Origin of the sequence: Sporolactobacillus shoreae, from assembly GCF_004684935.1 — a bacterium.
In the GTDB taxonomy this organism is placed as follows: domain Bacteria; phylum Bacillota; class Bacilli; order Bacillales; family Sporolactobacillaceae; genus Sporolactobacillus; species Sporolactobacillus shoreae.
Window position 1 is genome coordinate 90,052 of record NZ_SRJD01000012.1, and the last position, 26,937, is coordinate 116,988.

Here is a 26,937-nt window from a genome sequence, read left to right on the forward strand (position 1 = left end):
AAAAAAGTTAATCTATCATGTACTTGAATTTACTAAGTTTTTAATTTCCGCAAAGTCTTCTATGTAATAATCTGCAAACTTTTTAAGCCTGCTCAGCTGTGTCTTTTCTCTTTTTAACAGGTAACCCGTTAAAATGGTCCTGATTCCGGATTCTTTTGCGCCTCTTAACTCTTCAGAACCACCGTCCCCAATATAAATACAACATTTCGGAGAAACATTCATTTGTTCTAACGCAATTCTGTAAATATCCGTCTGAGGCTTTAAGTACCCCACTTTGTGCGAGAATACTGCATGATCAAATAAATGACTTAGAGGTGATTCTTTCCAATACATCGCGTCAATAACATCTGAATTACTTATTAAACACAATTTCTTTCCGCTTTTCTTTAAATCCTCCAGAATCTCAAGGATTTTTGGATCAACGTCAGTTAAAGCCTGTTCCATTCTATTTTCCCTAAGCGTTAAGATTTCGTAGATTGTTTCTTTACTGACGCATACATTCATCTTATCTATGATACTTTGGATAATCATATGTGGATGATTCACTTTTCCGGTTGCTCTTTGAAAATATAAATGATCGTCCTCTGCATATCGTTCCCATTCTTCACGCGAAAGACCTAGTACATCATTTTCTTTTCTCATTCCACTATACTTAGGCGTCACAAGTGTAAAAAACAGATCAAAAAACAGCACTTCCGAGTTATTATTTGTCATAAGCACCCTCCTATCTGTCTACATTTTTAAAGCTTTTACAACGATAGAACGCAAACCTTGTTCAAATATTGACCGCCAAAACTCTTTGCGAATTCTTCCTTTTTGAAGATGAAATGGTTGTTACTCAAAACTTTTTGCGAACCCTTATTGCTTGTCTTAACAATTCCGTAAATAGTGTTTATCTCAAGACTATTTCTGGCCCATTCTGTAAATGCCCCGACCGCCTCGGTTGCATAACCATGACCTTGAAAATTCATGCCAATTGCATATCCAATCTCAATGCCGGCTGATATTTCACTCAAACCAACGTGACCAATCAACGTGTTCGATGTTTTTAAAACAACTCCATAAACGAGCGGATAGGATTGAGGGCTGGTTCGGTATTTTGTGGTTAAAAATTGGATGACTTCCCGGGCCTCATTTTCACTTTCGTACACTTGATCCGGCAGTTCTTCTTGCATCGTCTTCTCAATACTATATTTGTAAATTAACGATGAATCACTTAACGCCAACTCTCGTATCCTCAACCTTTCAGTTTCGACCAAACACATAGCCACACCTCATCTGTTCAATAAGTTTAATTCAGCGAACGCCTAAATACTTTTTGCCATTTTGTATTTTCATAACCAATTTGACTATAGAATTGATGTGCTTTCTCCCTTTGGCCACCAGAACGTACTCTGATTTCTGAATATCCTTGTTCCGTTGACCATTTTTCGCATTCATTGATAAGCATTTTCCCTATACCCTGACGTCTGTGTCCGGTGTCAACGACTATTCCGCCAAGTTCTGCGTATACGCCTTCCAGCAGATGTTTACCAAAAATATGTGCCCAGCCAGAAACTAAGCCGTTTTTATCTTCATAGACAAAGATTGCATGATCCTTATTTTCAAGAATGTATTGAAGTCGTTTTTTGATTTCTTCTTTGTTTACTTCATAACCTAACTGTAGGCAAAGTTCACTTAATTCTTCAAAGTCAGACACTCTGGCCGTCCTAATCATTTTAATATTCACCTCGAAGGCAATTTTTTCTTAATATTTCCGCCAACAGATCGTATTGCTGAAGTTTTTCCACCCTTTTTCATACACCGTTTTCACCCCTTTAATCCCCGAAGAAGCGTATGTATCTGACCATAGGAACATCCCGGTAATGCATGCAAACTTCTCCCAGAAATGACCTGAGCAGGCATTCCTTAAAAAAATTTTTTGTCTGTTCTTATCCTGTTCTTGAATCACTTCATTAAAGATGTGGAATGACTCTTTCTTACGGGCCATTGATTCTTTGTTGTTCCAGTCGTATTGTTCGACATCTTCGCTCAGTGCGAGAAAGTGGGCAAGTCCTTCATCAAAAAGTAAAAATTTCATTTTGTCCTTATAGGATGCAGCACTATTTTCCGGATAGTCCTGATGCAGCAGAATATGTGCGCACTCATGAGTCAACATCGCCCTGACAATTTCTGAAGCGCGAAGGCTGCCATATCGGTTAAATCGGATTAAATCAAAGATGATCACTTCTCTATGATTAAGATCCTCTCTGACCATTGCTTCATATGGGGAAGGGCAGCCTACAACTAATTGAACAAAGACAGACTCCAACCGTTTTTGTGATTCAGGAAACAGACCACTCCAGATTTTGTAGTTGAAGGGGATGAATGAATTCACCACCTGATCGACACGATCTCGAATCTCCTGAACTTTAGGTGCTAAATCTCTGTCTGGCTCATCAAACAGATGCTCTCCTTTTTCTATTTCATTAAAAACCCATGAATCAGAGTATCTGTCGGAGGAAACACCATTTAAATAATCGTCCACAATGGCAGCGTTTATTTTCATAACGTGCATCTCCTGAAAGATTGAAATTATTCAATGACTTGATTGAGTCGATTTAATCATTAAAAATCTCCGAAAACCGATTTCTTTCTGTGAAGACCGATTTATTCGCAGGAAGAACGATATTTTCTCACGAAGACCGATTTACTCGCAGTGAAGAACGATTTTTTTCCATGAAGACCGACTCCTGTTAAAACTTAAATTTGAGAATAGATGCCCTCCTATGCCCTTCTTTGATTTACCTCATTAATTGCTTTAATGAGCAGCTGCTTGTTGAAATCAGGGAAATAGATGTCGGTAAACCATAACTCTGTCTTGTCTAACTGCCATAATAAGAAATTGCTTAATCGTTTCTCTCCACCAGTTCGGATAAATAGGTCCGGGTGAGGGAGATCCTTCGTAAACAAATGTTTTTCAATCGTCTCTTCACTGATATCATCAAACGATATCGTTGAATGATTGATCTCATCGATCAGTACCTTGATTGCAGTCAGGATTTCATTCTTTCCTCCATAATTCAATGCAAAATTGACAACGAGTTTACTGTTATTGCTAGTCTCATCCGCTGCTAGCTTAACAGCGTCTTGCGTTTGTTTTGGGAGACCACTGATATTTCCTGAAAAAATCAACTTAATATCCTTTTGAACAAATTTGGATAGTTTTTGATGCAGAAATTTTACAGGAAGTTTCATGAGATAGTCCACTTCAGCTTTTGGACGTTTCCAGTTCTCTGTAGAGAAAGCGTATATAGTTAGTATTTTGATATCCAGATCCATTGCTGCGTCTATTGTTTTTTCCAAAGCCTGAGAGCCAGCAAAATGGCCCTGACTTCTTGTTAATCCTCTTTGTTTTCCCCATCGGCCATTACCATCCATCATAATAGCGACGTGAGTGGGCACGTGATTCATTATGTCATCCCTTTTTTAATATTTTGACTCTTCATTTATTACACTATTTCCCCTTTCTGTCTATTACAAATGATTCATTTTATCAAAGAGGCTTTTTTTTGTTAATTTCTGTACTCATAGGTAAATAAAAAGATTAACATCAACTCAATTACCTTTTTAACAGATTCACACAAACAGGATGGCTGTTGAAACATTTTTTCTTTTCTCTTGTGCTAAAATTCTTATAACGCTGATAGATCTATGGGGGTATGAAACATGAACAGTAACAATGAAGCAGCAAGTGTGATGCTATCTATTGAATTAGAAGAACTTAAGAAAAGTTTCCAGGACAACCGGCCTGAATCCATACTGAATGCCATTCACATGTCTCCAACCAGCAGACACCTTGTAGAGAATGATGGTTTTGCTTTGTTAATTGCGGTAGTCGCCGATCAGTCGGTAAAGTCGGAAATCGCATGGAATTTGCCGTTTGAACTAAGCAAACGGATCGGGAACGATCATTTCAATCCGGATTGGATCCTCAGTCATGCTGAAGAACTCAAAGATGCAATCGCTGCAAAACCAGCGCTTCACCGCTTTCCGCAAAAAATCACTGATTTCATTTTTTCCTTGTCAGGCGTTATTAAAAATAAATACGCTTCTGCAAGCGGCCTTCTGAGGAGTGCATCAGATTATAACGTTTTTATCTCAAATGTAAAAGAAGTTTCAGGAATCAGTGATAAAAAAGCTAACTTTCTCTTTTTGATCTTACTGCTGGACTTTCATTATGAATTTAAAAATGTGAAAAACAGTTCTGTCCTTTTTGATACGCATATGGAGAAATGGCTGTCTCATCGGTTCGACAGATCCATTTCAAAGAAAGAAGCAAATGAGATTTGCGGTTTTGTTTCTCCTGATAATCCAGCGTTATTCTGCCCCTACATTTGGAAGATGGACCGAAACTCCTGAAAATAAAAATAGATATTCATTCATAATGGATGGAAATTTTGTTCGATTATAACACCAAATGGTGCTATAATTAATTCAACACCTTTTGGTGTTGGATTAATTATAGGAGGTTCTTTACTTGGGAAAATTAGCTGATATCCGAAAGACGATTCTCCTTGATGCACCAATTGAAAAAGTCTGGCGGGCTGTCGCCACGTCCGAGGGAATTGAAGCCTGGTGGATGCCCAACACGTTCAAACCTGTCTTAGATTATGAGTTCGTTCTCAAAGCCGGACAATACGGAGATTCTCCCTGCAAAGTCACTGAACTTGATCCACCCCATCGTCTGAGCTTTAATTGGGGCAAAGACTGGAATCTGGCATTTGAATTAAGAGAAGCAAACGGTCAAACTGAGTTTACCTTAATCCATTCCGGTTGGGATTCAGAGAAAAAGACAGAGTTCGGACAGCCGCATCCGCTCATCCACAGCTTTATGGATAAAGGCTGGGAAAGCCATGTAAAAGTCGATCTGCCGCGACTGGTTGATCACGATGAATAAACTTGCCCGTAAACATGATGTGTTTCAGGCTATTGCCGATCCTAACAGACGTAAAATGGTCAGACTGCTCGCAGATGAGGAGCGGTCAATCACAGGCATTGTTCAGCATTTTTCAATTTCCCGAACAGCGGTGAACAAGCACCTTAATATTCTGACTGACGCAGGAGTGATCCTCGCTCATAAGTCAGGCCGTGAAGTCAGATACAGACTGCTGCCCGAATCTTTGTATGAAATTCAGAAGTGGGTTTCGTTCTATGAGCGCTACTGGGACGAGCAGCTTCTAGCTCTAAAAGATTACGTAGAAAATGATGAAAAAAAGAAGGAAGACTGACTTCCTTCTTTTTTTCATTAGCAAGGCAGGCCTTTTACGCCTTCGCTTGTACCCCACCAGGTTCACTATTTTTTAAAGCGATGCGATTCTCGAGACTCGGAATGATCAGATAATAAATCACTGTCCCAGTCAGGCCGATACCGGTAATAATAAGCGAGGTCGCGAGTGTGGGCAGATAGGTTCCAATGGTGATGGTTAATGATGCAATGAGCATTGCCGTATTATATTTCAGTCCATTAATCGCCATATAAGTGCTTCTGGCATCATCCGGCGGAATGGCTGCCGTATACGACTGCTCAACCGGCACCCGGAAAACTTCACCGACTGTAAGAATAAGCATAAATCCGATAAGCAGCCAGATATTATTGGTATAGGAAAGAACGCCGTAACCGATTGAAAATAAGGTACAACTGAGAATTAAGGTTGTCTTGTCTTTCATTAGGCCCCCGAGCTTTGATACAAACAGGACAAGCAGCGCAACCAAAATGGTATTTTCACTCCGGAGAAATCCCATCATCGTCAGTCCGTTGACCGGCCAGAATAAAACGGTCTGAGTCGGCATGTCCCTGCTTAACCGGATGCCTATATAATTTGTCAGCTGCAGCTCCATTGAGAAGACGAGTACGCCTGCGATAACAAACATGACAAAGAGTTTATCCCGAAAAACGGTCTGGTAGTTCGAGAACAGCTGAGCCAGATGTTCTGAAATACCGATGGTTCCAACCTGACGGCTATGGCTCTCTTGAATAAAAAATGCTACAAGAATAACTACTTCACATTCAACAATACACAAAGCAACAAATAATTCAAAAAGATAATGTTGAAAGAGCAAAGCGCCTAGTATCCCACCGATTGCGATGGAAAGATTATTCGCCCAATAGGTAATCGAGTACATAAGTTTCCGCTGCTCCGGTGTGCTGACATCAATCAGCATTGCGTCATTCGCCGGACCGGCAAGTCCCCAGGAAATACTGTTGACAATCATCATCATGAAAGTGATTGACGGTGATACCAAAAACGGCGAATTACACAGCATCATGATAATAAAGGCCATCAGGCGTGCGATTTCCGCCCAGAGCATCACTTTTTTGCGTCCAAACTGGTCGGACAGGTAACCGCCCAGGAAGGAGTTGACGATACCAATAAAGACAGTGATCAAGAGTAGCATACCTGTTGTCTTGGCACCAAAGTGCTGTGCTAGATAGATAGTCATAAAGGGGAATATCATGCCGCCGACAAAGCGGCTGGTAAACGTCTCAATAATTCTTATTTTGATATTCTTGTGAAAGTCTCTGAATCTCATGATGTGCCTTCTTTCTGCATCAAAGCGATGGATCGAATTATTTAAGAGCGCTTAGGGTATTCCATGAATAACCGGATGTTAAAACAAATGTCATGAGATTCCAGTATATCATAAAGGGCATCCTCGGATCTGTTTTCTTCATTGAACAATACGAAAATTGATTCATGTCGTGATTCACTGAAAAAAACAAGTCGGGGGAGCCCTCACCTAGTGTCTTTAAAAAGATGAGCACCGGTAACGAATTTCGGATCTATGAACAAAGCGGTAATTCCTATTATAGTAAATCTTCATTATGCATAAGGCGAACATATGATGGCATTTTTACGAAAAATAAAATCGAGGTTAAATCTCCAGCAGAAATGCAAATTTAAGTAGTCAATCATTAAATCGTTAGAGATCACTACCATAAGCGAATGATAAGATCTTTGAAAGAAGAATCAGAAAAGGGGAGCGGAGAACCACGAATATCATTGCTTCGCAGGCCTGCTTCCCTTCAATAAATCCTTGATTATTTGAATTTGATTACAGTTTAAAGACCTTTTCCAGATGTTCTTTCAGTTTTTGCACATAAGCATCCGCATCAGGATTTTTGACGACATCATGAAATGAAATACTCGGTAATTTTTTTAATCCTATAAATTCATGCGTATAATGAAACGCCGAAAGCACCTCATCTACAGATTGCCCGTTAAAAAATGTATCTCGTTTATTAAAAACTTCAGTCGGAGCATTCCAAGTGGTTGATACTAAATAAGCTTTGTCAGTCAAAAGTCCTCCTCTTCCATATTCAGTCCCCCTTCTGTAATACTGCTTGCCGTTATACACATCTTCAAAATAGCGTTTTAAAACAGCCGGTGCGGAGAACCAGTAAATCGGGAATTGAAAAATGATAAAATCAGCTTTGTCCCATTTTTCATCTTCAGTTGTCGCCTCATATCCATCGATCACGGTTGTTCTCAACACTTCGAACCCTTTATCTTGCAGATATTCGGCTGTTGTATTGGATAATAATGTGTTTAATTTTCCCTTGGAAGCGTAATCGTATTGATTGTCCGTTCCATTAATAATTAATACCGTCGGACTTTTCATTCATTAACCCTCCATAATTGTTTTTTTTATCGGGAACTTAAATAAGATGATGCCCGCCGTCCACATGAAGAACCGTTCCTGTAACAAATTCATTCTCCATGGCATACAGCGCACTTTTTGCCACATCCTCAGCCAATCCCACTCGATTAACAGGCAGACTTGACGCTACACTTTGATAGTAGGATGCTCTCTCGCTTTCATTCATCGAAGCACGAGCGGGTGTATCAATGATCCCGGGAGAGATGACATTGACACGAATGGGTGCCAGTTCCAGTGCCAGTGTCTGCCCTAAATTTGCAATGGCTGCATTTAACGCGCCCAAAACGGATGCGCCAATCATATGTTTAAACGCCACAACTCCTGAAAACAGAACGATCGAGCCATCCTTTCTAATGTGAGGCGTTCCATATTTAGCGGCGTAAAACTGCCCCCAGAATTTGTTGTCAAAAAGTTGTTTGGCTTCATGAGTGTCTGTCTCTAAAAACTTGCCTCCGCCTGTTTTCGCCGCGGAGACAGCCAAGTGATCAAATTCGCCGATTTTTTGAAAAAAGTCTTTAACCGCTTGCTCGTCTTCAATATCAAGCTGTTCATAAGTCACATTGCCCAGTTGCTGCTGTGCGGCCTTCAATTTATTCAGGCTTCGGCTGGCGATAATGACCTCGGCTTCTTTTTGCAAGGCTGTTTTTGCAATTTCAAAACCGATACCGGAGCTACCGCCAATGATCACAATTTTTTTATTTTTCACGAATGATTCCTCCTTCATCCTCGATGAAGTCATTATCACCGCAAAAATTTACTTAGTAAAGTATGGATTTTTATTGAAGTAAGTATACTTTTTGTATAAAATGATTTTAACAATGAATGGGGGGATGTTTTTTGTTCACCAGATTAACCAGAAGTCCTTCGAAGAATTGCCCGATTGAAGCATCACTCAATTTAATTGGTTCAAAATGGTCGTTTTTAATCATCAGGGAATTGATGATTGACGGAACCTTAAGATATAGTGAGATTCAGAGGAATCTGGAAGGTATTAGTCCGAGGACATTATCAGCCAAGTTAAAACTGCTTGAGCAGTCAAATATTATTTCAAAAAAAGTGTACCCGGAGGTTCCACCTCGCGTCGAATATTCACTGACAAAATTTGGTGAGAAACTGGAACCCATTTTTTTAGAATTAAAAAATTTTGGACTGACTCTTCAAAACTAATCAAAAAGCCGGAATAGAAGATGCGAATTGACTCTTCATTCCGGCTTCATTACGTTTTCTTTTATTTAGGCTCTGTTTAAATTCAATGTTGTTTTTGCCCTTCGTTGATTGGAGCGGAAGGCGCGAGACTCCTGCGGGATCAGCAACCAAGTGAGACCCCGCAGCGAGGGTACCGAGCGAGGAGGCTCACGGATCGCCCGCGGAAAGCGAGCGTTTGAAGCGAAAAACAACAGACAAGTTTAACAAAGCCTTTATTTGAAAGATCTTTCTCCCATTAATCCAAACTTAGCGTTTCATAGGTTTTCTTATTCCGCAGTTCTAATAAATAAGAAATAATCTCACGTCTCCGGATGATTCCGATAAATACACCTAGATCATCGACAATCGGCACAAAGTTTTGTGATAAAGAAGTCTCTATAATGTCATCCACTTCAACATCAATGGATATCGCCTTAATATCCCGGTACCTGGGAACATCATTCAGAGAAATTTTCTCAGTATCCTTAAAATCAAGGTCATCATTTTTCTTTAATTCCCACAGAATATCTCCTTCCGTCAGCGTCCCGACATACATTCCTTCTTTATTCAGAATGGGAATCGCTGAATAACGATAATGCTCCATCTTTTCAAGCGCCTGCCTTACCGTCCAATAGTCGTATACAAACTTGACGTCGCTTTTGGGTGTGATCAGAAAAGCTGCGTTCATACTTATCCACTCCTGATTTGCATCAATCTCAACACTAATATCTTTTCGCAATCATAGTATACGTTATGTCCATTAGTAATGAAAACGTTTTATTTTAGAGAGCTTGCCTTTAATACTATAACTTCTTCAGGCCTTCGTTTAATTGTTTGGCTAGTTTTTTCTGGTACAGGTAAGAGAAAAGCCAGATCAGGATATAGACAAACAAAAACGATCCTAAGAGCCAGAACAGCGTGGAAAGATCTGTTTCAAACCAGCCGAGCCATTTTCCGGCAATCCAGAATCCGGTGATCATCAATAGAAAGTTCAGCGCCGTCCGCCAAAACAGGAAAGAGACAACATTATCTTTTCGCACTTTCTGCATCCCCCACTCAAAGATCAATGAGATGGTTCCGCAATAAGCGCCAAAGGCCATTGACCCAAGTAATTCTTTCAGCATCAATCCCGTACTGAGCATCGGAAGCTGCAGGCGAAGCGCAATGAATAAATAAACAGCAGTGGCAATAGCACCCATACCAAATCCAATCATCACATTTCTGATCAGCTTTATGATTTGACTAAACCAGTGCATTGATTTTCCTCCTTAAAACAGTCTTTTTCTCAAACCTGCGACATATTTTCTCGACACAGTCTCTTTCCAGCCATTTTTGAAATTCAGCAGCAGGTTACCGCTGAATCCCGCCTCAAAGTAATCCATCCATGCGATATTGGCCAGGCAATATTTTGAGATACGTACAAAACAGCCCGAATCAACATGAGTTTCAAAGTATTTCAAGGAATATTTATAGACGTATTTTTCTTTCCCGGAAACAGCCAAGGTCTTTCCGCTCTCAGTCAGCACATGAGACACATGCTGCAGCAGCAATATGTATTGTCTGTCTTCCTTTATGACCGGAATATTAGTAATTGATCCGCCTTCCTCAACGATTCTCCTGATCTGTTCCACTTCTTCCGTTATTTGCCGTGCACGCACTGTGACTGATTCCTCTTTGATCTCAGGGTCTATATCCATATTCAACTTCACCGGTTTCTTCCCCCCTTCACCTGCATTTTAGCAGTTTTTAACAGATAAGAACTCTTTTCTTTGTGACACGTTGATTTTTTAGATTCAGAGGCTAAATTCATGGGATAACAAGGAGCCCACGTACCAAATGATTAAAAAAAATCATAGCCCGGCCAGGGCTATGATTCTAACCATTGATTCAAAATCGGTCCAGTATTTTTTAAATCAGTGCTTTGACAGCACTCAGAGCCGCTTCATAATCCGGATGTTCGGTCATTTCTTTGAGATACTCCACATATCGGATCGTGTTTTTTTCATCAACTACAAAAATCGAACGCATATCCAGCTGAAGTTCCTTAATCAAAACACCATAGCTTTGACCAAATGAGCGAAATTTATAATCTGACAGAGTGTCCATATTCTCAATGCCTGCGACGGAGCAAAAACGGCTCTGTGCAAAAGGCAAATCCACAGAGATCGTCAGAACGGCCACATGATCACCCAACTTAGCCGCCTCCTCATTGAAACGGCGGGTCTGTGCGTCACAAACACTTGTATCCAGCGAAGGCACCACGGAAATCAGTTTGATTTTCCCTTCGTAATCGGACAAACTCGCTCCCGTTGTCAGGTCTTTATTAATTGTAAAATCCGGAGCCTGGTCGCCAACCTTCAGTTCCGGCCCAATCAATGTAATCGGATTTCCTTTAATTGTCGCAACTCCAGTGCGTTCTTCTGTCATTTTTTATTCCTCCTTATTTTTTAACAGGTCGTGACAGCTAAATGCTGTTAAACCGGGAAACACGTTCAGTCAAGGATTTGACGGTCTCATTCAGCGCTCCGATCTCCTCAGCAGACATGCCGCTGGATTGAAACAAAGATGCTGGGATACATACCGCTTCTTCCCGAAGCGCTTCTCCCTCTTCTGTCAGGCTCACCATCACAACCCTCTCGTCTGTCTTTGGACGTTCTCGTCGGATCAGCTTTTTTCCTTCCATCCGTTTCAGCAGCGGAGTCAGGGTTCCTGAGTCCAGATCTAGCAGCTCCCCCAATTCTTTTACCGTCTGCTGCTCTTTCTCCCAAAGAACAAGTAAAACGAGATATTGCGGGTAGGTGAGGTCCAATTTTTTAAGTAATGGCCGGTACATTCGCGAGATGGCACGGGAACAAGCGTATAGAGAAAAACAAAGATGATCCTGCAGGTTCAGAAACTTTTCCAACATTATCCCTCTTTTTTGATCTCACAAAAAATCAATCACTGGCAATCGGCTATTTATATTGTGCACAATTAAAATGTACACAATATTAATGGCAGCTGTCAATTGATTGGACTTCAGAACCTTAAAACGGAATGTGTAATATCATAATTCAGACAACGAATGAGGAGGAAGATAAATGGTCAAGTTTGTACTGCCACCGCTCGATTACCCCTTCAATGCCTTAGAGCCTTATATTGACGAAGAGACAATGAGAATTCACTACACCAAGCATCATCAGGCCTATGTCGATCACTTGAATGAAGCATTGGAAAAACACCCCAGATTGAGCAATCTGTCCTTAACCAAAATGCTCTCAAATTTAACGATTATTCCTAAAGATATCCGGACAGCCGTCCGTAACAATGGCGGCGGCCATTACAACCACAGTCTTTTCTGGAAGATTCTGATTCCGGGGGGTTCAAAGGAACCTCAGGGAAAACTGAAGCAGGCCGTGGATCGTGAGCTGAACGGATTTGAAGCTTTCAGCAAACAGTTTTCCCATGCCGCTGAAAGTCAGTTCGGATCTGGCTGGGCCTGGCTTGTTTTAGACCGGCAGGGACGCCTGGGAGTGACCAGTATGAACAATCAGGATAATCCCCTGATGGTTGGTAAATATCCGATTTTCGGACTCGATGTCTGGGAACATGCCTATTATTTAAAGTATCAGAACAGGAGACCTGAATATATCAAAAATAGTTTTCACCTCTTTAACTGGGACATGATCTCCTCAAGATATGATCAGGCTGTCCGCACACGGACCATCGAGGAGCCTCTGGAAAGTCAGTCATAACCGTTTGAAATGAGCCACCTTTCCCCTGTAAAATAGCCCGGCCGTATGAATCCGGCCGGGCTATTGACATCCTATTTTTTTAGCAATCATCCATTATAAACATAGAGTACGGACTGTCCGCCCGGTCCCGCCTGGCTGCCAGAGTTCTGAGTCGACCACTGATTGTCCGGCACCTTGACACAGTTCTTCTGAATCCATGCGGTGACGCTTGAATTCTGAGCGCCAAAACGGTCACTGGATATCAGAAAATATTTGACCTCCCCGGCCTTAACCATGTTTTCAAGTTTGGCCACATTCATCGCCGGATCACTCCCCTGAAATCCGCCCATCGCCATGACCGCATAATCTGTTTTAAGCATAATCGAATAGGCCGATTGTGCGTTCTGAACAGCAAGAATATACTTTTGGCCATGATCATGCTTTTCCAAGTAACTGAGCAGTTTGGTATTTTCCTGAGTACCCATGGTGGATCCAAAATTTCCGGCTGTTATCCGGTTATTTGTTTTCATCCACTGCTTTGCCGTTCCCGTCCTCCATTGAGAGAATCCTTCTCCGCTTAGCTTATTATTTTCACCGTTTTGACTGAACGTTCCTGTCCGTCCAGCTGTGCCTCCCGCAAAACTCATCGGATGGCCAGTCATTTGTCCTCCTCCGCCCATTGCGCCGGCCGTTGTCGAGACCGGACCGGCCGATGGAATTGAACTGTTTGTCTGATTCATCACCGCTGGCATGGTCCAGTATAGCGGTGGGAGAAGCAGTGCGCACAGGCCCGCCAGTGCAAGCCCTCGCTTAAGCTTTTGCCCGCCCGTCCGCCAACCCAGTCCTAACACGAGGGAAAGGATTCCGGCGGCCGCCGTGAGTGTTGTCCAAATCGCGGAGATGCTGTTCTGATAAAATATCAGTGCCTCAAAGAGCAGTGTCATACAGGCGGCCACAGGAAGAATCAGGCTCGTCCAGAAATCTCGCTCTTTCAGATAATAGGTCCAGAGGATCGAAGCATTGATACCAGTAAGTGCCGCAATCGGCGGTCCCATCAGGCTGAGATAATACTGATGGAAAAATCCGGCGACACTGAAAAAGGCCATGGCCGGAACAAGCCAGGCGAGCCAGAAGATGGCAAAAGTGTGTTCCTGAGTCAATTTTCTGCGTCGTATAAAATCAACAACCAACCCAATAAGACCGAACAAGGCAAATGGAAGCAGCCAGCTCGCCTGACCGGAGAGCGCTGCCGAAAAGAGTCGCAGCGGTCCCGCTTGTCCTGTGCCGAACATGCCTCCTCCTTGTCCGCCTCGCTGACTGAATTTTGGCATGGTGTTTCCAGCCCCGGCATTCGTCAGTGACGGAGGCGTTCCATTTTCCGTACCAGTCCCGTTTGTCTCAGTTGATAAAGTGTTGCCTGTCCTGCTTAAGTGATTAGCCGTATTACCAGTGAACGCTGCCGATCCTGTATTATGCTGCCCCGTGAGACGCGAGATTCCATTATAACCAAAAGCAAGTTCGAGCACAGAATTCGTCTGACTGCTTCCGATATACGGACGATCACTCGCCGGTATTAAATCAACGGTCACTGCCCAGGAAAGAGACACCACAGCCAGCACAATCGTTGCCACGGCCAGATGCAGTATCTTTTTCTTCCAATTCACTTTCATAGCCAGCCAGTAAAAAAGGTAGATAGCCGGAAGCACCATGAATGCTTCGAGCATTTTGACATTAAATCCGATACCGACTAACAGGGTACTGACAATCAGCCAGCGCACTTTTCCGCTGTCAGTCGCCTTAATGACCGCCCCGGCAGCGAGCATCAATGCAAGGATTAAAATGCTGTCTACATTATTCGTTCTGGCAACTGTAGTAAAAATCGGTGTCAGCGCAAGCGCTGCCCCACTGATCACCGCCGCAAGCAGGCCTGCTTTCTTTTTAACCATCTGATAGAGGATCATGCATGAGATGACTCCCGCCGCCGCTTCAGGCAACAGTACACTGAAATTGCTGAAACCGAAGATCTTTGCACTCAAGACCTGAAGCCAGAGCGCAACAGGCGGTTTATCCACAGTGATAAATCCTGCCGGATCAAACGAAGCATAAAAGAAATTATGGAAATTTTTCATCATGCTCTTAACCGCTACCGTGTAGTACTCATTCGTTCCAGCCTGATTCAGAAAGGAAAAATTTAATATTAAGGAAAGCGCTGCAACACCCACAAAATAATAGTCAATGGACCATTTTTTAAATCTGTTCAATCGTCGTACCTCCTCGTAACCAACCGTTACTCTGATTGTGCGCTGCTTGCCTTAAAATAAGCTTAACTTTTCTTCTGTCAGGCAAAGTAAAAGCTGCCACTGCAAAAAGCAAGTGACAGCATAGGAACACACTAGGATTAAAAACTAGAAGCCGTGAGACTGGAGGAAAACAGTAAGGACTGCGAACGGCCGATTTTTAACTTACGAAGGACGTGTCAGTTCAAAGATCTCGCCCAATTTTGCATAGGAGCTCCCCGCGAGTCTGCTGACAGGGTTTAATCCATTGGGATCAATTCGCCCATTCTGGTATAAGTCATCCCGAATGTGATAATAAACAATACGGCCGATGAGCAAATCGCAGGAAGGACTGTCCTTTTTCCCTCCGAGTGGAATCGCTTTTTCAAGGACACACTCCATCCTGATACTTGCTTCTTTCACCCCAGGGACACTGATCCTTGTGCTGGTGACAGGAGTCAGTCCGGCGTATTGTACCTCGCTTTCGTCTGATGGGAGGGGCTTCGCTGTTTCATTTATTCGATCAACATAGGTTTCATCGGATATATGGACAACAAATTCCTTCTGCTCTACCGCATTTCTTGAGGTGTCCTTCATTTTTCCATTTAAATGTTGGATGGAGACAGAGATCATCGGCGGTTCTTCTGTGACAATATTAAAATAGCTAAATGGAGCGGCATTCAATACGCCTTCTAATGACTGTGTTGTTACAAATGCAACCGGTCTCGGAATAATGCTGCCTGATAAGAACTTGTAGTTCTCACGTATAGAGAGCACTGTTGGATCTATACTGATCAATTTGTTTCCTCCTATCATGTATGGCCTCATGATCAATGAGTTCCGAGTCAGAGGCAGCTTTGAATTAATTCTTATTATACATGACACCATTGGAAAATTTTCATGATAAACGTTTGCCTTAATAATATCCAAGTTGACACATGTTATTAATATGTTTATTATGTAGTTAAATAAATAATGTTTCTCCTTATCTAGAGAGGCGGAGGGATTGGCCCGATGAAGCCTCAGCAACCGATCAATAAAGACACGGTGCTAATTCCAATAAGCATTTTGCTTTGAAGATAAGTTGAGAGGATTTCGAAAAAAAAACGCCTTCTCTTCTTATTCTTGAAGAGAAGGTTTATTTTGCTTTACCGGCAAAGGAGACGATAAGATTGAATGCTTTGCGACAGACGCTTGAGAGCAAACGTCAGGAACTCATTGATCAATTGATTGACGCAGAGGTATTTAAAAAGGATGGCAAACAATTATTCGAACTGACACTGCAAGAACTCGAGAGTGAATATCGATTGGTTCGTGCAAGAAACCAGTCGGGTCATTAATGATCTGAAACCGCATTTTACTCCGAATGATAAATTGTTTTTGCTTGATTCAAATTATACATGAGGCACCTACTGAAAAATTCCGGAAAGGTTGGTTCCGTCGGGGCTTCCTAAACCAGTGCAGGCATCCCAACCTGGCCGGGCATTATAAGCATTCGCTTCCCGGCTTGAATCATTGTTTCCCTGCGTAATATCGCGAAGAGCAGACCGCGCCGCAGATGAGTATAGGGTTGGGTTCAAGAACCCGACAGAGTGCCCCTGTTTGTGGTTCATCAATGCAATAAGACCCGCCCAAAGCGGAGCAACGGCACTGGTTCCTCCGATCACTGTCTGCTGGCCGTCAACTAAGATCTGATAGCCTGTCTCCGGATCTGCATTTCCGGAAACATCGGGAACACCGCGTCCTATTTTGGCACCCGGGTTGGCGGAAGGTGGAACTTGAGACGCTTTCTGCCAGTCAGGCAGATCAAAGTACTGGCTGATACCTCCCCCGGTGCTGCTGTCCGGACCGTCATTCCAGACCGTTTCATTTGTGATAACAGATCCACTTCCTTCTAAACGTGTGCCGCCGCAGGCCAGCATATTCGGGCTGGACGCCGGAAAATCGACATGAGCAAGACCGTCATCAACGCCATCGGCCGACCCGCGATCACCCGCAGCACTGCAAATGGTTACGCCAAGAACACGTGCATCCTGAAAGGCGCGATCCATCGCTTTCATTGCCTGCTGCGTCCAACTGCTCTCAGCGCTGCCCCAGCTAATCGAAATCACAGACGGTTTATTGACCGAATCATGAACCGCCTTGTTGATGGCATTCAGAAATCCCGCATCCGTATTGGAGGCAAAGTAAACAGCTATCTTTGCGCCCGGAGCAACTGCGCCAGCTACTTCAATATCAAGAACAACCTCACCATCCGGACCATTGGGATCTCCAGTCGGTTGATTGCCGGCACCATTCACCGGTACTTCAACCACGGCCGGCATGGCCCTGTTCAATTCAGCGAAATAGTTCTTCAGCTCATCCGATTGATAACCGCCGCCCAATTCAATAATACCGATGCACTGGCTACTTGCTTGGCTGTCTTCGGGAAAGCGATAAAGCTGTGCAACCTGGGGCGGCGTAAAAGATTTGGACGTTTGCCGGCTCTGCACCGCACCATCGATGTTTCGTCGTATCTGAAAATGAGTTTTCGCTTGGGGACGATTATCCAGTCCGAATACATTTTCAATGACTTCCGCAATCGTTTCAGGAATTCTGATCGGTTCGCTGTGGCTGTGATAGGTAAAGTGCGGATGTTTGTATTTCTGCAGGTGTACGCCAAAAGTTTCATTAAAGGCTGCTGTTTTTCCCGAGAGAATTACTGTGCCTGCGGCAACATTCACCTCTTTTACAATCAAATGATGCTCATCCGCAAAAGTTTCCACCCTTTTGATATCTTCCGCTTTTGCTCCGTAACTCCGGGCAAATGCTTCACGGCTCAGGTGATTCCCTGATTCAAGCAAATGCTTAATCGCAGGTCTTCGTAGAAGTACAGTGACTGTCATTGTTGCCTCTGGATCTGCCGGCCCCGCATTAAGAGCATCTGCCGCCTGAGAGCGCTCACTGTACGGCAAAAGTACTCCAGAAGATTTCTGTCCATCTTTTCCGTCTAACAACTGGTCACTCCTCTTCATCATGGTCCTTCCCTTCATTTTTGCTTGACCCCAATTTATCACAATCTTCTTATTTTTTCATGTAAAAAGTGTTTTCGTAGTTCGGTTTCAATCTTCTAAAACAAAGTAGTTTCCCGATTCAAGCAATCTATTTGACCTTTCGCGGTTGTATTACTCATACTGAGTGATACAAGTAAAGGATCCGAGGAAAACACTTCTTAGCACCGGAGGGTCTTGATTAAAAAACACTATTGGGGATGGAACAATACATGCTGGCCAAACATTCATTTCTATCCCGCAGAAAAGGCTTGATTCGTTATTTACCGGCTATGGTTCTTGCGAAAATACTGCGGTCGTTCTTTTATTTTTATTTCAGGAAGAAGAAAATTGTACTGATCGGAGGACATTGTGGTGAAAAATATGCTGATAATGCCGCCGCATTGCATCAATTTCTGCTCAAAAATGGTCCGAGCTACACTGTGTATTTTGGCCTCAATCACCGCCATGACCCCATTGCCGAAACAATCGGCGGTCCGGTTTTCCAGCTCGGCACGATTTGGAACTATCTTCTTTATGATCATGCTGTCGCCTGTTACTACTCTCACTCTCTTGAATCTGATGTAGCACCGGAAATTGATTTTACACGCTTAGCCAATCCAAAACTTACAAAGGTCTATCTGGGACACGGGATTGACGGGCTGAAACGGAATCTTTTTATCTTCGACACGCGGCGCAGTACTTTCTTCATCTGTTCTTCAGAGCGGGAAAAGCAAATCAAAAACAAATATTGGGGAATTCCGGAAAAGAAACTGATGGTCACCGGTATGCCCCGGTACGATACACTTTATCTGAAGCGGATGCATCGGCCCTCCCGAACGATACTTTACATGCCGACCTGGCGGGAATGGCTGAACGCAGATCCATCATTTTTTTCCAGCAGTTTTTATCAGCACGTTTCCGGATTCTTGAACAGCCATGAACTGGATACTGTACTTAAGAGACATGGCTATCAGTTGAACGTCATGCTCCACCCCTTCCTGCATTCTGTATTTAGTGAGTTTGCGGGAAAAAACCGTTCTTTAAGCTCGATCACATTTTGCAGACCGGGCCAGAATATTCAGGAGCTGATCCTTGCAAGCGATATGCTGATCACTGATTATTCAAGCGTTTCATGGGATTTTTACTATCTGAGCAAACCTGTACTCTTCTTCCAGTTCGATCAGACGGAGTATCTTGAAAAACGTGGGGCATATCTCGATTTTTCAAAAGACCTGTTCGGTTCTGTCACATTTCATGAGAAAGAGACCGTCAAACACCTTGATCAGATTCTGTCTCTGAAAAAACCGGAAGATTACTACCGTCATCAGGTCAGCCAAAAGGACCACTTTGATTTTTACGATACAGATAATTGCCAGCGTGTCATCAAGTACACGCTACCCCGTTCATGAAGAATGGTCCATACGGCTGCACGCCTTGCATTAATTCCTGTAAAAAGCCAGGGGTTCATCTTAATTTCAGACGAAACTCCTGGCTTTTTGTATGTCATAGATTAATAGATAACAACCGGTTCGTTCTGCGTCAGAGTATCATACACTTGTTTCATCACTTTAGGAGGAGTATTGACACAGCCGCCTGATCCCTGGTTGATATAAGCATCTGGCGCCCAGTTTTTCCGCCAGTACGCATCGTGGAAACCGCAGCCGCTCAGAGTAAAGGGCGCCCAATAGGAAACTTTGACCGAATAATGCGGGCTCCCGACTTCACTGCCTACAAGCGTTGAAGGCGATTGCTTATACATAATATACCAGAGTCCCTTCGGCGTATCCTCATGGGTATTATGCCTTCCTGTAACCACATTGGTTGTGACCTTTAGTTTGCCATTTTGATAAATCCAGATGCGCTGATCCTTAATCGATACCTCGGCATAGGTATTTCCGATACCATGATTCGCCGTTGTATGATACCCGATACCATAAGTGCTGTACCCAACACCGTAAACATTATAGGCCGAAATGGATTGTTCTCCTCTTTCAAAAGCATTCCGGATACGTTTGGTTTCTGCCTGGACATCAAGTGCCCAACCGTAAGACTGACCATGTACTGAAATAACGGATCCTGAGTGGGTCTTAAATAAAAAATTCTTGTTCAGCGTCGATTGCGATCGATTGATCGCCGTAATTTTAGACGCAATATCAGATGGATCCACACTGTATTTCATGTTTTTTGACACGGCGGCATTCTTGATGAACTGGCTGGCTGCCAGAGTATATGTTGTACTCTGAACCTTGTAATTCACTTTGCGCTGCATCAGTTCCTGCAATTTTTTCTTCTCGTTTTCCACTGTCTGACTGTTCTCCGCGAGGGGTTTCAGACGGACAGCCTTCAAGTGGATTTCACTGTTAAATTCCTGGCGGCTGTAATCCTTCAGAAGTTCAACCGGATCAAGCTGATCTCCGTTTACACTCTTGGAAACGAGAATTCGGCCGTTACTCAGAAGTGCCTGTGCATCTTTTGGCGCTTTCAGCTTTTTATCCAACATTGCTATCTCTGCCGCAACCTTGTTTTTTAGTATCTTTCTTCTGTACTGGTCCACTTTGGATGGTACCAATACATAGCTTTTTTCGGCAGCGGATGGCCACCAGGTCCACTGTTTTTTTAATAATCCCCTTATTTCAGACAGATCACTGCTTGAGAAACCCGTTTTTGTATCCTTTTCATTCAGTACAAGCGTATTCCCGATATAAACCTTATTTTTTAACACAAGTGCCTGAAGTTTTTTTAGCGCTGTTTCAGCAGTCATTCCTCCAACATTTGTACCATTTATCGAGACAGAACGATTAAAATGTGTTGCCTGATAATAACTGATTCCTGTAATAATAAGTGTAACGAGCACAACGGCTCCGCCAATAATAAAGATACCAAGCTTTCGAATGGTCATTCACCTCAGAAAGAAAAATAATAATTTAACGGTTAATGATATGAAAGTCCTTTGACTTATATTAATTAACTACACAATAAATGAATAGGAAATAATTAACAAGCTTGAAGAATGATTTATGTTAAAAGAACGGTCTCGCAGCGCAGATCGAAAAATGACGCTCCTGCATCTCATGAGGTGGTTGTAGCTATGAAAAAAGTCGAGAGGGGTTCCTCTCGATTTTTTTCATGGCCGTGCGAATGAAATCACTCAGCATCGCTCATTGGTTTAATGATCAAAAGTTTGTTAATCTTTAAAATTTCCGCTGTCGACATCCTTAATGAATGAAGCCAGATGATCGAAATATACCGGAGCATTATCAATCATGTGATGATGGCCGCCACCTGGTGTGGTCTCCAGCCTGGCGTGCGGAATCGTACGGGCCATGCGTCGGGCTGCTGCGAGCGGCATCGTTTCATGTTCACCAAAAGTAATCAGAGTCGGCACTGTGATATTTTTAAGCTGATCACGTACATCCCAGTCTTTTAATTTGCCGGTAACCACAAATTCATTGTCACCTTGGAATACATTATAGACGGGTGTGGCCATTGTGCTGATCAGATGTGAAATCGCCGGTGGCTGTTTACGATCAACATACCCCTGATTCAGAATGTCGACGTAACCCTGATAACGTTCATTATCATAATCATTCCTTGCTTCGCACTCTTTCATAAATGCAACAGCATCAGCAGGAAGCGCCTGTTCGCGAATGGCATTAATACTGGCGACATATTCATTAATGTTGTCCGTCATGGATGAAATGATCGCTCCTTTTAAATGCCTGCCGTATTTCAAAGCGTACATCTGAACAAGTGCGCCGCCCCAACTCTGGCCAATAAGATAAAAATTTTCCAGGCCCAGCTTCTGACGTACTTCCTCAACCTCATTAAGGAAGTAATCGTAAGTCAGATACTTTCCTGCTGTTACAGGATCCGAGTAATCGGGCTGATCAGAGTAAAATGAACCCAACTGATCGTACATGTGAACCTGCACGTTCATTCCCCGCGCCGCAAGTTCCCTCGCAAAATTTTCATAGTATTCATGCGTGCCTCCGGGACCGCCGTGCAAGCAAAGTAAGTGGATCGCCCCTGTTCCCTGAGTGTTCGTCCAGAGGTGATAGCCATTGTCAAGAGTGAGAATCGTTGTTCCTTGTTTCATCATAATCACCTGATTTTTTATTCTGTTCCTATCCTATCACTTACTCCTATCGGATTGGTATTAAAATGACTTTAATTTGTAACAAAAACTTATCATTTCAAAAAAAGCAGTTTCTTTCCCTTTAGGATCAGCACACCTTTCATTCTTGGAAGCTCCGTTGCTGTTATTGGAATCATAGATGTCGCGCTCTCTGGTTTGATCCGAATGGACCATTTTTGCGAGTATCTCTTCAACTTCTGTCTACGTAGCAGCAGTCATTACGTATTAAAAAAATGTATGTATCTCAATGACCATTCTCTGAGAAAGGATCATTGTTCTTATCGCTATTCCAAAGATATTCAATGCTTTTAGCAATATCCATTGCCATTGTATGGCCAAATTGATCTGCTACAAAGCCTAGTGACATATCTATCCCGGCTGATACACCAGATGAAGTGTAATATTTTCCATCTTTGATCCATCGGGCTTTTCTCATCCATTTTACGTTTGAATTAATACCTTGAACCCAGGCAAAGGCTTTTTTATTTGAGGTTGCTTTTTTTCCATTTAGAAGTGAAGTCTTTGCTAAAAGTGCAGAACCTGTACAAACCGTCAAACAGTATGTGGCACTAGCTGCATATTTTTCTAATTGTTTGATAAACTCTCCATCATTAATTAAAGAACGAGTCCCTTGGCCACCTGGAATTAGAATAATCCCCAATTCATCAGCTTTTTCGATTGGTTCAGTGACTACTAATCCATTTTGTCTGCTTTTTATAATTCCACCATTTAGAGAGAAATAATGCAACGAATACTCTTTAATATGCCCTAGTACTTCAATTGGGCCAAATACATCCAGTGTTTCAAATTCTGGAAATAAAAGAATATTTACATCCATAGTTTTGTCCCCCGCTTGATCCCTTATTTTTTTAGCTGCACCGTTTTCGTCTACTTCACAGTAAAACACGCACTATGAAGTATTGATTTGAAGTAGAATCATCAACTCGGCGAATCAATTAATTTCTTTTTTCAAAAGACGGATTACTATTTAATATCTAAAGTAACAGGTTCAAGGACGAGAGCGACTTTTTCGCCATAATAAAGTTTCCAGTGAATCGGTCACTGAGCCCCATGCCGATGACAACGGATCGATAATCTTAAAGTGTTCCGCCCCTGGGATCACTACCAAATTGACTTTATCCCCTAGTTCGATCGCCCTGCGATGATACTCAACACTCAACTCGACTGGAACATCGCAGTCAAGATCACCATGGACTAAAATCTGCTCGATGTTCAAGGGTAACAATTCAATAGGTGAAGCTAAGCGATAACGATCAGGTACTTCTTTCGGTGTTCCACCAATAAATGATGCTACGGGACTACTAATTCCTTTTTTGACATGAATTTTCCACATCTTCTGCAAATCCGAAACCCCTGCCAAACTTATTACACCCTGTATAGGTATCAGCAGAGGACTACCCATCTCATCCCTCTGAATTTTGCTGATTCGGGACGCCATCCAGAGGGCCAAGTGTCCACCCGCTGAATGCCCAAGAATGACCACACGAGAAAGATCAAGCGGAAAGTGTTCATCGATCTGAGACAAGTGATTAACAGCATCTACTACATCATGAAATGTCCCTGCCCAACCCCCTCCATTCTCTCCGACGCGGCGATACTCGATGTTCCAAGTAGCGTAACCACGGCGAACTAAATCTTCATCAAGTCGATCAATTTCTTCAAGTCCATATTTTGATTTCCAAAACCCTCCGTGAATCGTAACAACAACGGGACAACGTTCAGACGATTCGGGTATACGCAATACTCCGAATTGTGCCGGGTGGTCTCCATATGATATATGAATCGAAGAAATAGATACCAGTGTAAAAACCTCCTATATAATTCGAGTTACCTTTCTTGCCATTTGATATTATTATCTATTGCGCATTTCCCCATCTACTTTTTATTGTCATCCCTTTTACACATTATTTGCAAATTAATAATGGCTGACTTGGAAACACAAGCACCATCTTTATGCTTTTTGAAATAAGCAGGGGTATTTACCTATATATTATATTCGCTTAAGCAAATGACATGGGTATTCTTCTTTCGAGGAGTGCCCATGTCACTTTCAATAATACCCTCTCGTTTTTCGCTACACACTGACCTTTTGGAACAGCGCCTTGTTTACTAATCATCAGGCGATCCGTTTAATTGTGAGTACCGGCCGACCGGACAAGCTCTTCGATTGCCTGATGGCGGTTTTTGCGCCCAAACACCGCAGATCCCGCCACAAACATCGATGCACCGGCCTTTAAACATAGCGGGAGCGTTTCTGAATTAATCCCTCCATCTACTTCAATGGTAACCGGCAAATTCTGTGAAACAATCCGTTCATGTGCCTGTTTGATTTTATTCACCATGTTATAAATAAAGGTCTGCCCTCCATAACCCGGATTGACAGTCATAATGAGCAGATAATCAATATCGTTGAGAATTGGTTCAATGGCCGAAACTGGAGTCGCCGGATTGAGCGCCACACCTGCTTTGACACCGCCCTCCTTGATCAGCTGCACGACTCTATGCAAGTGGGTACATGCCTCGGCATGGACAGAAATGTATTCTGCGCCAGCTTTTATAAAGGATGGCAAAAGATGAATCGGTTCGTTTACCATCAGATGAACGTCCATGGCAACCAAATTAGACTGATGAATAGCATGGACGGCACCTGCACCAAGGGTAATTTCTGGAACAAAGTGCCCGTCCATGACATCCACATGAATCAGATCAACATCTTCTTCCACCTCATGAATTTCATCTGCCAGCCTAGCGAAGTCGGCAGATAAAATGGACGGCAAAATTTTAATCATACCAGCCACCTCTTCTCATATCTCATTTGATTAATTATCAATATAATTGTAAGCGTTGCCAGTCAAAAAGTTTAAGCTCACCTTAGAATCATGTCAAAAATCAGTGAAACAGTGGGTAAGTCAAGCGATTGTGGGTATCCCTTTGGATAAAAAATGAATTTTGTAAATGACTCAGGATCATCGAATGTCTCTCTCAATCCTTGCCACGTTATCCTTTCTGAGTCAAAAGTCAGTAACCGGCTAAACCTTTCAAGGCTTGGTAAATGGGCATCCCGGCGGACTGTTTGAGATAGGGCAGATCGTCACTCAAGGTTTCAGCTGCTGCTTTTTTTGTACTCAGCTTTGGTAAGATTTGAGCGACTGACGGTGGCCCCTGCACACCGAGGAGTTCTGACAGATCACACGATGTTTGTCGGGCAGAACAACTTTTGAGCCATTCTTAGTTTATTCTCTTATTTATCGACTTTAAATAATTAGTAGCACAGCGTTTATGATTAATAAGATGATGATCATAACCACAATCTAAATTCAAGATTTTCTTTTAACGCCACCCATTTTCTTCATCAAAAAAGAGGAAAGTGTCACATGATGTCTAATATAGTACTTTTCAGTATTACAATCTTTACAACTTGGAACCAGATTGGTTGGCGTAACAATTAGAGGTGTATAGACTGATTTCGGTAAAAAGTGATCAAGTGTCGACACCTTTTTTTGACCACAATATGGACATTTTTCATTAGGTGGGAGAGATAAAAATAAATCATAATAAGGCCGGCCAAGCTGACTTTTTGGCACCATCTTTTGAGTATATACTTTCATTAGTTCTTTTAGGTCGACCCCATCTATAGAATTTTGGGCTTAAGTTCTATAATTCTATCTTCTTCCATTTTTTTCGTATTTTTCGGAATAAGACTTGATCTCTCCTAGGCAACTAGAGAGACGTATTTTTAGAGAATCCTCGCAGTTACTGATACAAGTTTCAAAAACGTCCTGAACTAAATCAACTGGCTTTTCAAGTTTAATCATCATTCTTTTCTTCCTCTTTTATTGCCAACATAACTTTTATAAGAGCGCGCCCTTCAGTTCCAATCTGCCCATTGCATTTGCTGATTATATCTTCATAATCATCGTATTGATCAACCATTTTCCTCAATAAATTATGGAATTCTGAATCTGTAATTTCTAAGCAAAAAACCTCACTGATTAATGATGTGATATCTTCACCAAAACATTCTATAGTAAGTCTATCAGCGTTACAATAGCGTCCTCTTCGCCTAAGCTTCAATACGCAACTTCTGTTTTTACTTGAATCTGACTGCGTCGATTGCTTTTTTTAGTGATTCATCCTGATTAGTGCCGATGACTAATTTTTCTCCTGTTGTGAGCCCAATCTCAACTCCTTTGTTTCCGCCTAAATTGTATATTTTCTCACCACGAGAGTTGACACGAATGCCAATGCCGCCAAATCGAGCGATCGTACTATAACTAACTGGGGAATAATAAGCAATATTTTTATAGGGAATCTTTTTGTATCGAATGTTCAACGGAAAAAGCCGTATATATAGACCATCCGTTCGAACTTCAATGACGAAGGTCAGCATACTTAACAACAGTGGAAATAAAATGCCAAGAAGTAGCAAATAGGTAAATAATCCGCGGGCCGAGTTGACGCCGTTGATCAAGCTAATATTAAAAAGGTATTTCAGGAAAAATGTGATCCATGCAGAGGTAGCAATCAAAACAACTGGCCAGAACAGAACAGGCGAATTCCAAATTCCTTGAATCTCATGAAAAGTAACATTACCCTTTTTTTTCATATGATCAGTCCTCCATTTAACTCATCATAGACATATTTTACCGATTAAAGCTTTCATCATCTGATTGTTGATATTTTTTTAATACTTAAATTTTTTAAATTATGAGTGAACTCTTTATTGCATGCCTTTCACTATATTTATCCTGAATTCCCGGAATTTATAACGATGGATAACTTACACCGAGAGCATCATAGAGCGCCTTTTGCTTCTTTGTGAGTTCACCCAGTACCCGTCCGTGATCCGGAGCTTCGAAGCATTCGATGGTGTC

The 26,937-nt window shown here is 42.4% G+C and carries 31 protein-coding genes and 1 riboswitch; of the genes, 7 read left to right on the forward strand and 24 right to left on the reverse strand.

Features of this window, described 5'->3' with window-relative positions; translation table 11 throughout:
• Positions 1-15: 15 nt before the first annotated feature.
• The 5 genes from E4665_RS11300 to uppS form a co-directional block, all read right to left on the reverse strand.
• Complete coding sequence (locus E4665_RS11300) at positions 16-714, reverse strand: HAD family hydrolase (RefSeq protein WP_135348895.1); 699 nt, start codon at positions 712-714, stop codon at positions 16-18.
• A 35-nt stretch (positions 715-749) separates the two neighbouring features.
• The gene (locus E4665_RS11305) at positions 750-1,259 is read right to left on the reverse strand and encodes a GNAT family N-acetyltransferase (protein WP_167815189.1); all 510 of its coding nucleotides are present in this window, start codon (positions 1,257-1,259) and stop codon (positions 750-752) included.
• Positions 1,260-1,291: 32 nt separating this feature from the next.
• Positions 1,292-1,717: a GNAT family N-acetyltransferase gene (locus E4665_RS11310; protein ID WP_135348897.1), complete on the reverse strand. Its 426-nt coding sequence runs from the start codon at positions 1,715-1,717 to the stop codon at positions 1,292-1,294.
• A 30-nt stretch (positions 1,718-1,747) separates the two neighbouring features.
• A complete protein-coding gene (locus tag E4665_RS11315; RefSeq protein ID WP_135348898.1) occupies positions 1,748-2,548 on the reverse strand; it encodes a DUF5700 domain-containing putative Zn-dependent protease in 801 nt (266 codons plus the stop codon).
• Positions 2,549-2,766: 218 nt separating this feature from the next.
• A complete protein-coding gene (gene uppS, locus E4665_RS11320) occupies positions 2,767-3,453 on the reverse strand; it encodes a polyprenyl diphosphate synthase (protein WP_135348899.1) in 687 nt (228 codons plus the stop codon).
• Between the two features lie 255 nt (positions 3,454-3,708).
• Here uppS and E4665_RS11325 point away from each other — a divergent pair, with 255 nt between their 5' ends.
• From E4665_RS11325 to E4665_RS11335, 3 genes are all read left to right on the forward strand, one after another.
• Complete coding sequence (locus E4665_RS11325; protein ID WP_135348900.1) at positions 3,709-4,401, forward strand: hypothetical protein; 693 nt, start codon at positions 3,709-3,711, stop codon at positions 4,399-4,401.
• Between the two features lie 118 nt (positions 4,402-4,519).
• A complete protein-coding gene (locus tag E4665_RS11330) occupies positions 4,520-4,939 on the forward strand; it encodes an SRPBCC family protein (RefSeq protein WP_135348901.1) in 420 nt (139 codons plus the stop codon).
• Positions 4,932-5,270, forward strand: a complete 339-nt coding sequence (locus E4665_RS11335; protein ID WP_135348902.1) for an ArsR/SmtB family transcription factor — start codon at positions 4,932-4,934, stop codon at positions 5,268-5,270. Before E4665_RS11330 ends, E4665_RS11335 begins: the two co-directional genes overlap by 8 nt.
• Positions 5,271-5,304: 34 nt before the next feature.
• Here E4665_RS11335 and E4665_RS11340 read toward each other — a convergent pair whose 3' ends face one another.
• The 3 genes from E4665_RS11340 to E4665_RS11350 all read right to left on the reverse strand — a co-directional run bounded on the left by E4665_RS11340 (position 5,305) and on the right by E4665_RS11350 (position 8,407).
• On the reverse strand, positions 5,305-6,573 hold the full coding sequence (locus E4665_RS11340) for an MDR family MFS transporter (RefSeq protein ID WP_135348903.1): 1,269 nt from the start codon (positions 6,571-6,573) through the stop codon (positions 5,305-5,307).
• 522 nt (positions 6,574-7,095) lie between these two features.
• Positions 7,096-7,662 (reverse strand): NAD(P)H-dependent oxidoreductase, encoded by a 567-nt coding sequence (locus E4665_RS11345; protein ID WP_135348904.1) that lies wholly within the window; start codon positions 7,660-7,662, stop codon positions 7,096-7,098.
• A 37-nt stretch (positions 7,663-7,699) separates the two neighbouring features.
• Positions 7,700-8,407 (reverse strand): SDR family oxidoreductase, encoded by a 708-nt coding sequence (locus tag E4665_RS11350; RefSeq protein ID WP_422067256.1) that lies wholly within the window; start codon positions 8,405-8,407, stop codon positions 7,700-7,702.
• 131 nt (positions 8,408-8,538) lie between these two features.
• Here E4665_RS11350 and E4665_RS11355 point away from each other — a divergent pair, with 131 nt between their 5' ends.
• Positions 8,539-8,868, forward strand: a complete 330-nt coding sequence (locus E4665_RS11355) for a winged helix-turn-helix transcriptional regulator (protein WP_241654825.1) — start codon at positions 8,539-8,541, stop codon at positions 8,866-8,868.
• 274 nt (positions 8,869-9,142) lie between these two features.
• Here E4665_RS11355 and E4665_RS11360 read toward each other — a convergent pair whose 3' ends face one another.
• The 5 genes from E4665_RS11360 to E4665_RS11380 all read right to left on the reverse strand — a co-directional run bounded on the left by E4665_RS11360 (position 9,143) and on the right by E4665_RS11380 (position 11,794).
• Positions 9,143-9,574, reverse strand: a complete 432-nt coding sequence (locus E4665_RS11360; protein WP_135348906.1) for a CBS domain-containing protein — start codon at positions 9,572-9,574, stop codon at positions 9,143-9,145.
• Between the two features lie 115 nt (positions 9,575-9,689).
• The gene (locus E4665_RS11365) at positions 9,690-10,142 is read right to left on the reverse strand and encodes a DUF3021 domain-containing protein (RefSeq protein ID WP_135348907.1); all 453 of its coding nucleotides are present in this window, start codon (positions 10,140-10,142) and stop codon (positions 9,690-9,692) included.
• Between the two features lie 12 nt (positions 10,143-10,154).
• Positions 10,155-10,595: a LytTR family DNA-binding domain-containing protein gene (locus tag E4665_RS11370; RefSeq protein ID WP_135348908.1), complete on the reverse strand. Its 441-nt coding sequence runs from the start codon at positions 10,593-10,595 to the stop codon at positions 10,155-10,157.
• Positions 10,596-10,794: 199 nt separating this feature from the next.
• Positions 10,795-11,313 (reverse strand): thiol peroxidase, encoded by a 519-nt coding sequence (gene tpx, locus E4665_RS11375; RefSeq protein ID WP_135348909.1) that lies wholly within the window; start codon positions 11,311-11,313, stop codon positions 10,795-10,797.
• Between the two features lie 37 nt (positions 11,314-11,350).
• Positions 11,351-11,794 (reverse strand): MarR family winged helix-turn-helix transcriptional regulator, encoded by a 444-nt coding sequence (locus E4665_RS11380; RefSeq protein WP_135348910.1) that lies wholly within the window; start codon positions 11,792-11,794, stop codon positions 11,351-11,353.
• A gap of 172 nt (positions 11,795-11,966) precedes the next feature.
• On the opposite strand from E4665_RS11380, the gene E4665_RS11385 reads away from it, so the two are divergent.
• Positions 11,967-12,620 carry a superoxide dismutase gene (locus tag E4665_RS11385; RefSeq protein ID WP_135348911.1) on the forward strand — a complete coding sequence of 218 codons (654 nt, stop codon included), beginning with the start codon at positions 11,967-11,969 and terminating at the stop codon, positions 12,618-12,620.
• Positions 12,621-12,706: 86 nt separating this feature from the next.
• Here the strand turns inward: E4665_RS11385 and E4665_RS11390 are convergent, their stop codons facing one another.
• Both E4665_RS11390 and E4665_RS11395 read right to left on the reverse strand, forming a co-directional pair.
• Positions 12,707-14,860 carry an ArnT family glycosyltransferase gene (locus E4665_RS11390; RefSeq protein ID WP_135348912.1) on the reverse strand — a complete coding sequence of 718 codons (2,154 nt, stop codon included), beginning with the start codon at positions 14,858-14,860 and terminating at the stop codon, positions 12,707-12,709.
• A gap of 201 nt (positions 14,861-15,061) precedes the next feature.
• Positions 15,062-15,673 (reverse strand): flavin reductase family protein, encoded by a 612-nt coding sequence (locus E4665_RS11395; RefSeq protein ID WP_135348913.1) that lies wholly within the window; start codon positions 15,671-15,673, stop codon positions 15,062-15,064.
• Between the two features lie 184 nt (positions 15,674-15,857).
• A riboswitch (SAM riboswitch) is annotated at positions 15,858-15,961 on the forward strand.
• Between the two features lie 95 nt (positions 15,962-16,056).
• Here E4665_RS11395 and E4665_RS11400 point away from each other — a divergent pair.
• On the forward strand, positions 16,057-16,215 hold the full coding sequence (locus tag E4665_RS11400) for a Fur-regulated basic protein FbpA (RefSeq protein ID WP_422067257.1): 159 nt from the start codon (positions 16,057-16,059) through the stop codon (positions 16,213-16,215).
• A 69-nt stretch (positions 16,216-16,284) separates the two neighbouring features.
• Here E4665_RS11400 and E4665_RS11405 read toward each other — a convergent pair whose 3' ends face one another.
• Positions 16,285-17,892: a S53 family peptidase gene (locus E4665_RS11405; protein WP_241654826.1), complete on the reverse strand. Its 1,608-nt coding sequence runs from the start codon at positions 17,890-17,892 to the stop codon at positions 16,285-16,287.
• 245 nt (positions 17,893-18,137) lie between these two features.
• Between E4665_RS11405 and E4665_RS11410 the strand changes: the two genes are divergently transcribed.
• On the forward strand, positions 18,138-19,316 hold the full coding sequence (locus E4665_RS11410; protein WP_167815191.1) for a CDP-glycerol glycerophosphotransferase family protein: 1,179 nt from the start codon (positions 18,138-18,140) through the stop codon (positions 19,314-19,316).
• Positions 19,317-19,417: 101 nt separating this feature from the next.
• Here E4665_RS11410 and E4665_RS11415 read toward each other — a convergent pair whose 3' ends face one another.
• The 8 genes from E4665_RS11415 to E4665_RS11450 form a co-directional block, all read right to left on the reverse strand.
• Entirely contained in the window at positions 19,418-20,806 is a 1,389-nt protein-coding gene (locus tag E4665_RS11415) for a L,D-transpeptidase family protein (RefSeq protein WP_174845484.1), read from the reverse strand.
• Positions 20,807-21,091: 285 nt separating this feature from the next.
• A complete protein-coding gene (locus E4665_RS11420) occupies positions 21,092-22,003 on the reverse strand; it encodes a proline-specific peptidase family protein (protein ID WP_135348916.1) in 912 nt (303 codons plus the stop codon).
• A 283-nt stretch (positions 22,004-22,286) separates the two neighbouring features.
• Positions 22,287-22,880: a DJ-1/PfpI family protein gene (locus tag E4665_RS11425; RefSeq protein WP_135348917.1), complete on the reverse strand. Its 594-nt coding sequence runs from the start codon at positions 22,878-22,880 to the stop codon at positions 22,287-22,289.
• 171 nt (positions 22,881-23,051) lie between these two features.
• Positions 23,052-23,804, reverse strand: coding sequence for an alpha/beta hydrolase family protein (locus E4665_RS11430; protein WP_241654827.1), 753 nt, complete (start codon positions 23,802-23,804; stop codon positions 23,052-23,054).
• A 388-nt stretch (positions 23,805-24,192) separates the two neighbouring features.
• Positions 24,193-24,852 carry a ribulose-phosphate 3-epimerase gene (rpe, locus tag E4665_RS11435; protein WP_135348918.1) on the reverse strand — a complete coding sequence of 220 codons (660 nt, stop codon included), beginning with the start codon at positions 24,850-24,852 and terminating at the stop codon, positions 24,193-24,195.
• A gap of 528 nt (positions 24,853-25,380) precedes the next feature.
• On the reverse strand, positions 25,381-25,671 hold the full coding sequence (locus tag E4665_RS18830; RefSeq protein WP_135348919.1) for an HNH endonuclease: 291 nt from the start codon (positions 25,669-25,671) through the stop codon (positions 25,381-25,383).
• A 199-nt stretch (positions 25,672-25,870) separates the two neighbouring features.
• Entirely contained in the window at positions 25,871-26,137 is a 267-nt protein-coding gene (locus E4665_RS11445; protein WP_135348920.1) for a hypothetical protein, read from the reverse strand.
• A gap of 16 nt (positions 26,138-26,153) precedes the next feature.
• Positions 26,154-26,669 (reverse strand): DUF6141 family protein, encoded by a 516-nt coding sequence (locus E4665_RS11450; RefSeq protein ID WP_135348921.1) that lies wholly within the window; start codon positions 26,667-26,669, stop codon positions 26,154-26,156.
• Positions 26,670-26,937 lie beyond the last annotated feature (268 nt).

Bases quoted from the DNA above. Each gene is read 5' to 3' on its own strand.
- E4665_RS11300 (WP_135348895.1), bottom strand. From the start codon at position 714: ATGACAAATAATAACTCGGAAGTGCTGTTTTTTGATCTGTTTTTTACA.
- E4665_RS11310 (WP_135348897.1), bottom strand. From the start codon at position 1,717: ATGATTAGGACGGCCAGAGTGTCTGACTTTGAAGAATTAAGTGAACTT.
- E4665_RS11315 (WP_135348898.1), bottom strand. From the start codon at position 2,548: ATGAAAATAAACGCTGCCATTGTGGACGATTATTTAAATGGTGTTTCC.
- uppS (WP_135348899.1), bottom strand. From the start codon at position 3,453: ATGAATCACGTGCCCACTCACGTCGCTATTATGATGGATGGTAATGGC.
- E4665_RS11325 (WP_135348900.1), top strand. From the start codon at position 3,709: ATGAACAGTAACAATGAAGCAGCAAGTGTGATGCTATCTATTGAATTA.
- E4665_RS11335 (WP_135348902.1), top strand. From the start codon at position 4,932: ATGAATAAACTTGCCCGTAAACATGATGTGTTTCAGGCTATTGCCGAT.
- E4665_RS11340 (WP_135348903.1), bottom strand. From the start codon at position 6,573: ATGAGATTCAGAGACTTTCACAAGAATATCAAAATAAGAATTATTGAG.
- E4665_RS11345 (WP_135348904.1), bottom strand. From the start codon at position 7,662: ATGAAAAGTCCGACGGTATTAATTATTAATGGAACGGACAATCAATAC.
- E4665_RS11360 (WP_135348906.1), bottom strand. From the start codon at position 9,574: ATGAACGCAGCTTTTCTGATCACACCCAAAAGCGACGTCAAGTTTGTA.
- E4665_RS11365 (WP_135348907.1), bottom strand. From the start codon at position 10,142: ATGCACTGGTTTAGTCAAATCATAAAGCTGATCAGAAATGTGATGATT.
- tpx (WP_135348909.1), bottom strand. From the start codon at position 11,313: ATGACAGAAGAACGCACTGGAGTTGCGACAATTAAAGGAAATCCGATT.
- E4665_RS11380 (WP_135348910.1), bottom strand. From the start codon at position 11,794: ATGTTGGAAAAGTTTCTGAACCTGCAGGATCATCTTTGTTTTTCTCTA.
- E4665_RS11385 (WP_135348911.1), top strand. From the start codon at position 11,967: ATGGTCAAGTTTGTACTGCCACCGCTCGATTACCCCTTCAATGCCTTA.
- E4665_RS11405 (WP_241654826.1), bottom strand. From the start codon at position 17,892: ATGATGAAGAGGAGTGACCAGTTGTTAGACGGAAAAGATGGACAGAAA.
- E4665_RS11410 (WP_167815191.1), top strand. From the start codon at position 18,138: ATGCTGGCCAAACATTCATTTCTATCCCGCAGAAAAGGCTTGATTCGT.
- E4665_RS11415 (WP_174845484.1), bottom strand. From the start codon at position 20,806: ATGACCATTCGAAAGCTTGGTATCTTTATTATTGGCGGAGCCGTTGTG.
- E4665_RS11420 (WP_135348916.1), bottom strand. From the start codon at position 22,003: ATGAAACAAGGAACAACGATTCTCACTCTTGACAATGGCTATCACCTC.
- E4665_RS11425 (WP_135348917.1), bottom strand. From the start codon at position 22,880: ATGGATGTAAATATTCTTTTATTTCCAGAATTTGAAACACTGGATGTA.
- rpe (WP_135348918.1), bottom strand. From the start codon at position 24,852: ATGATTAAAATTTTGCCGTCCATTTTATCTGCCGACTTCGCTAGGCTG.
- E4665_RS18830 (WP_135348919.1), bottom strand. From the start codon at position 25,671: ATGAAAGTATATACTCAAAAGATGGTGCCAAAAAGTCAGCTTGGCCGG.
- E4665_RS11450 (WP_135348921.1), bottom strand. From the start codon at position 26,669: ATGAAAAAAAAGGGTAATGTTACTTTTCATGAGATTCAAGGAATTTGG.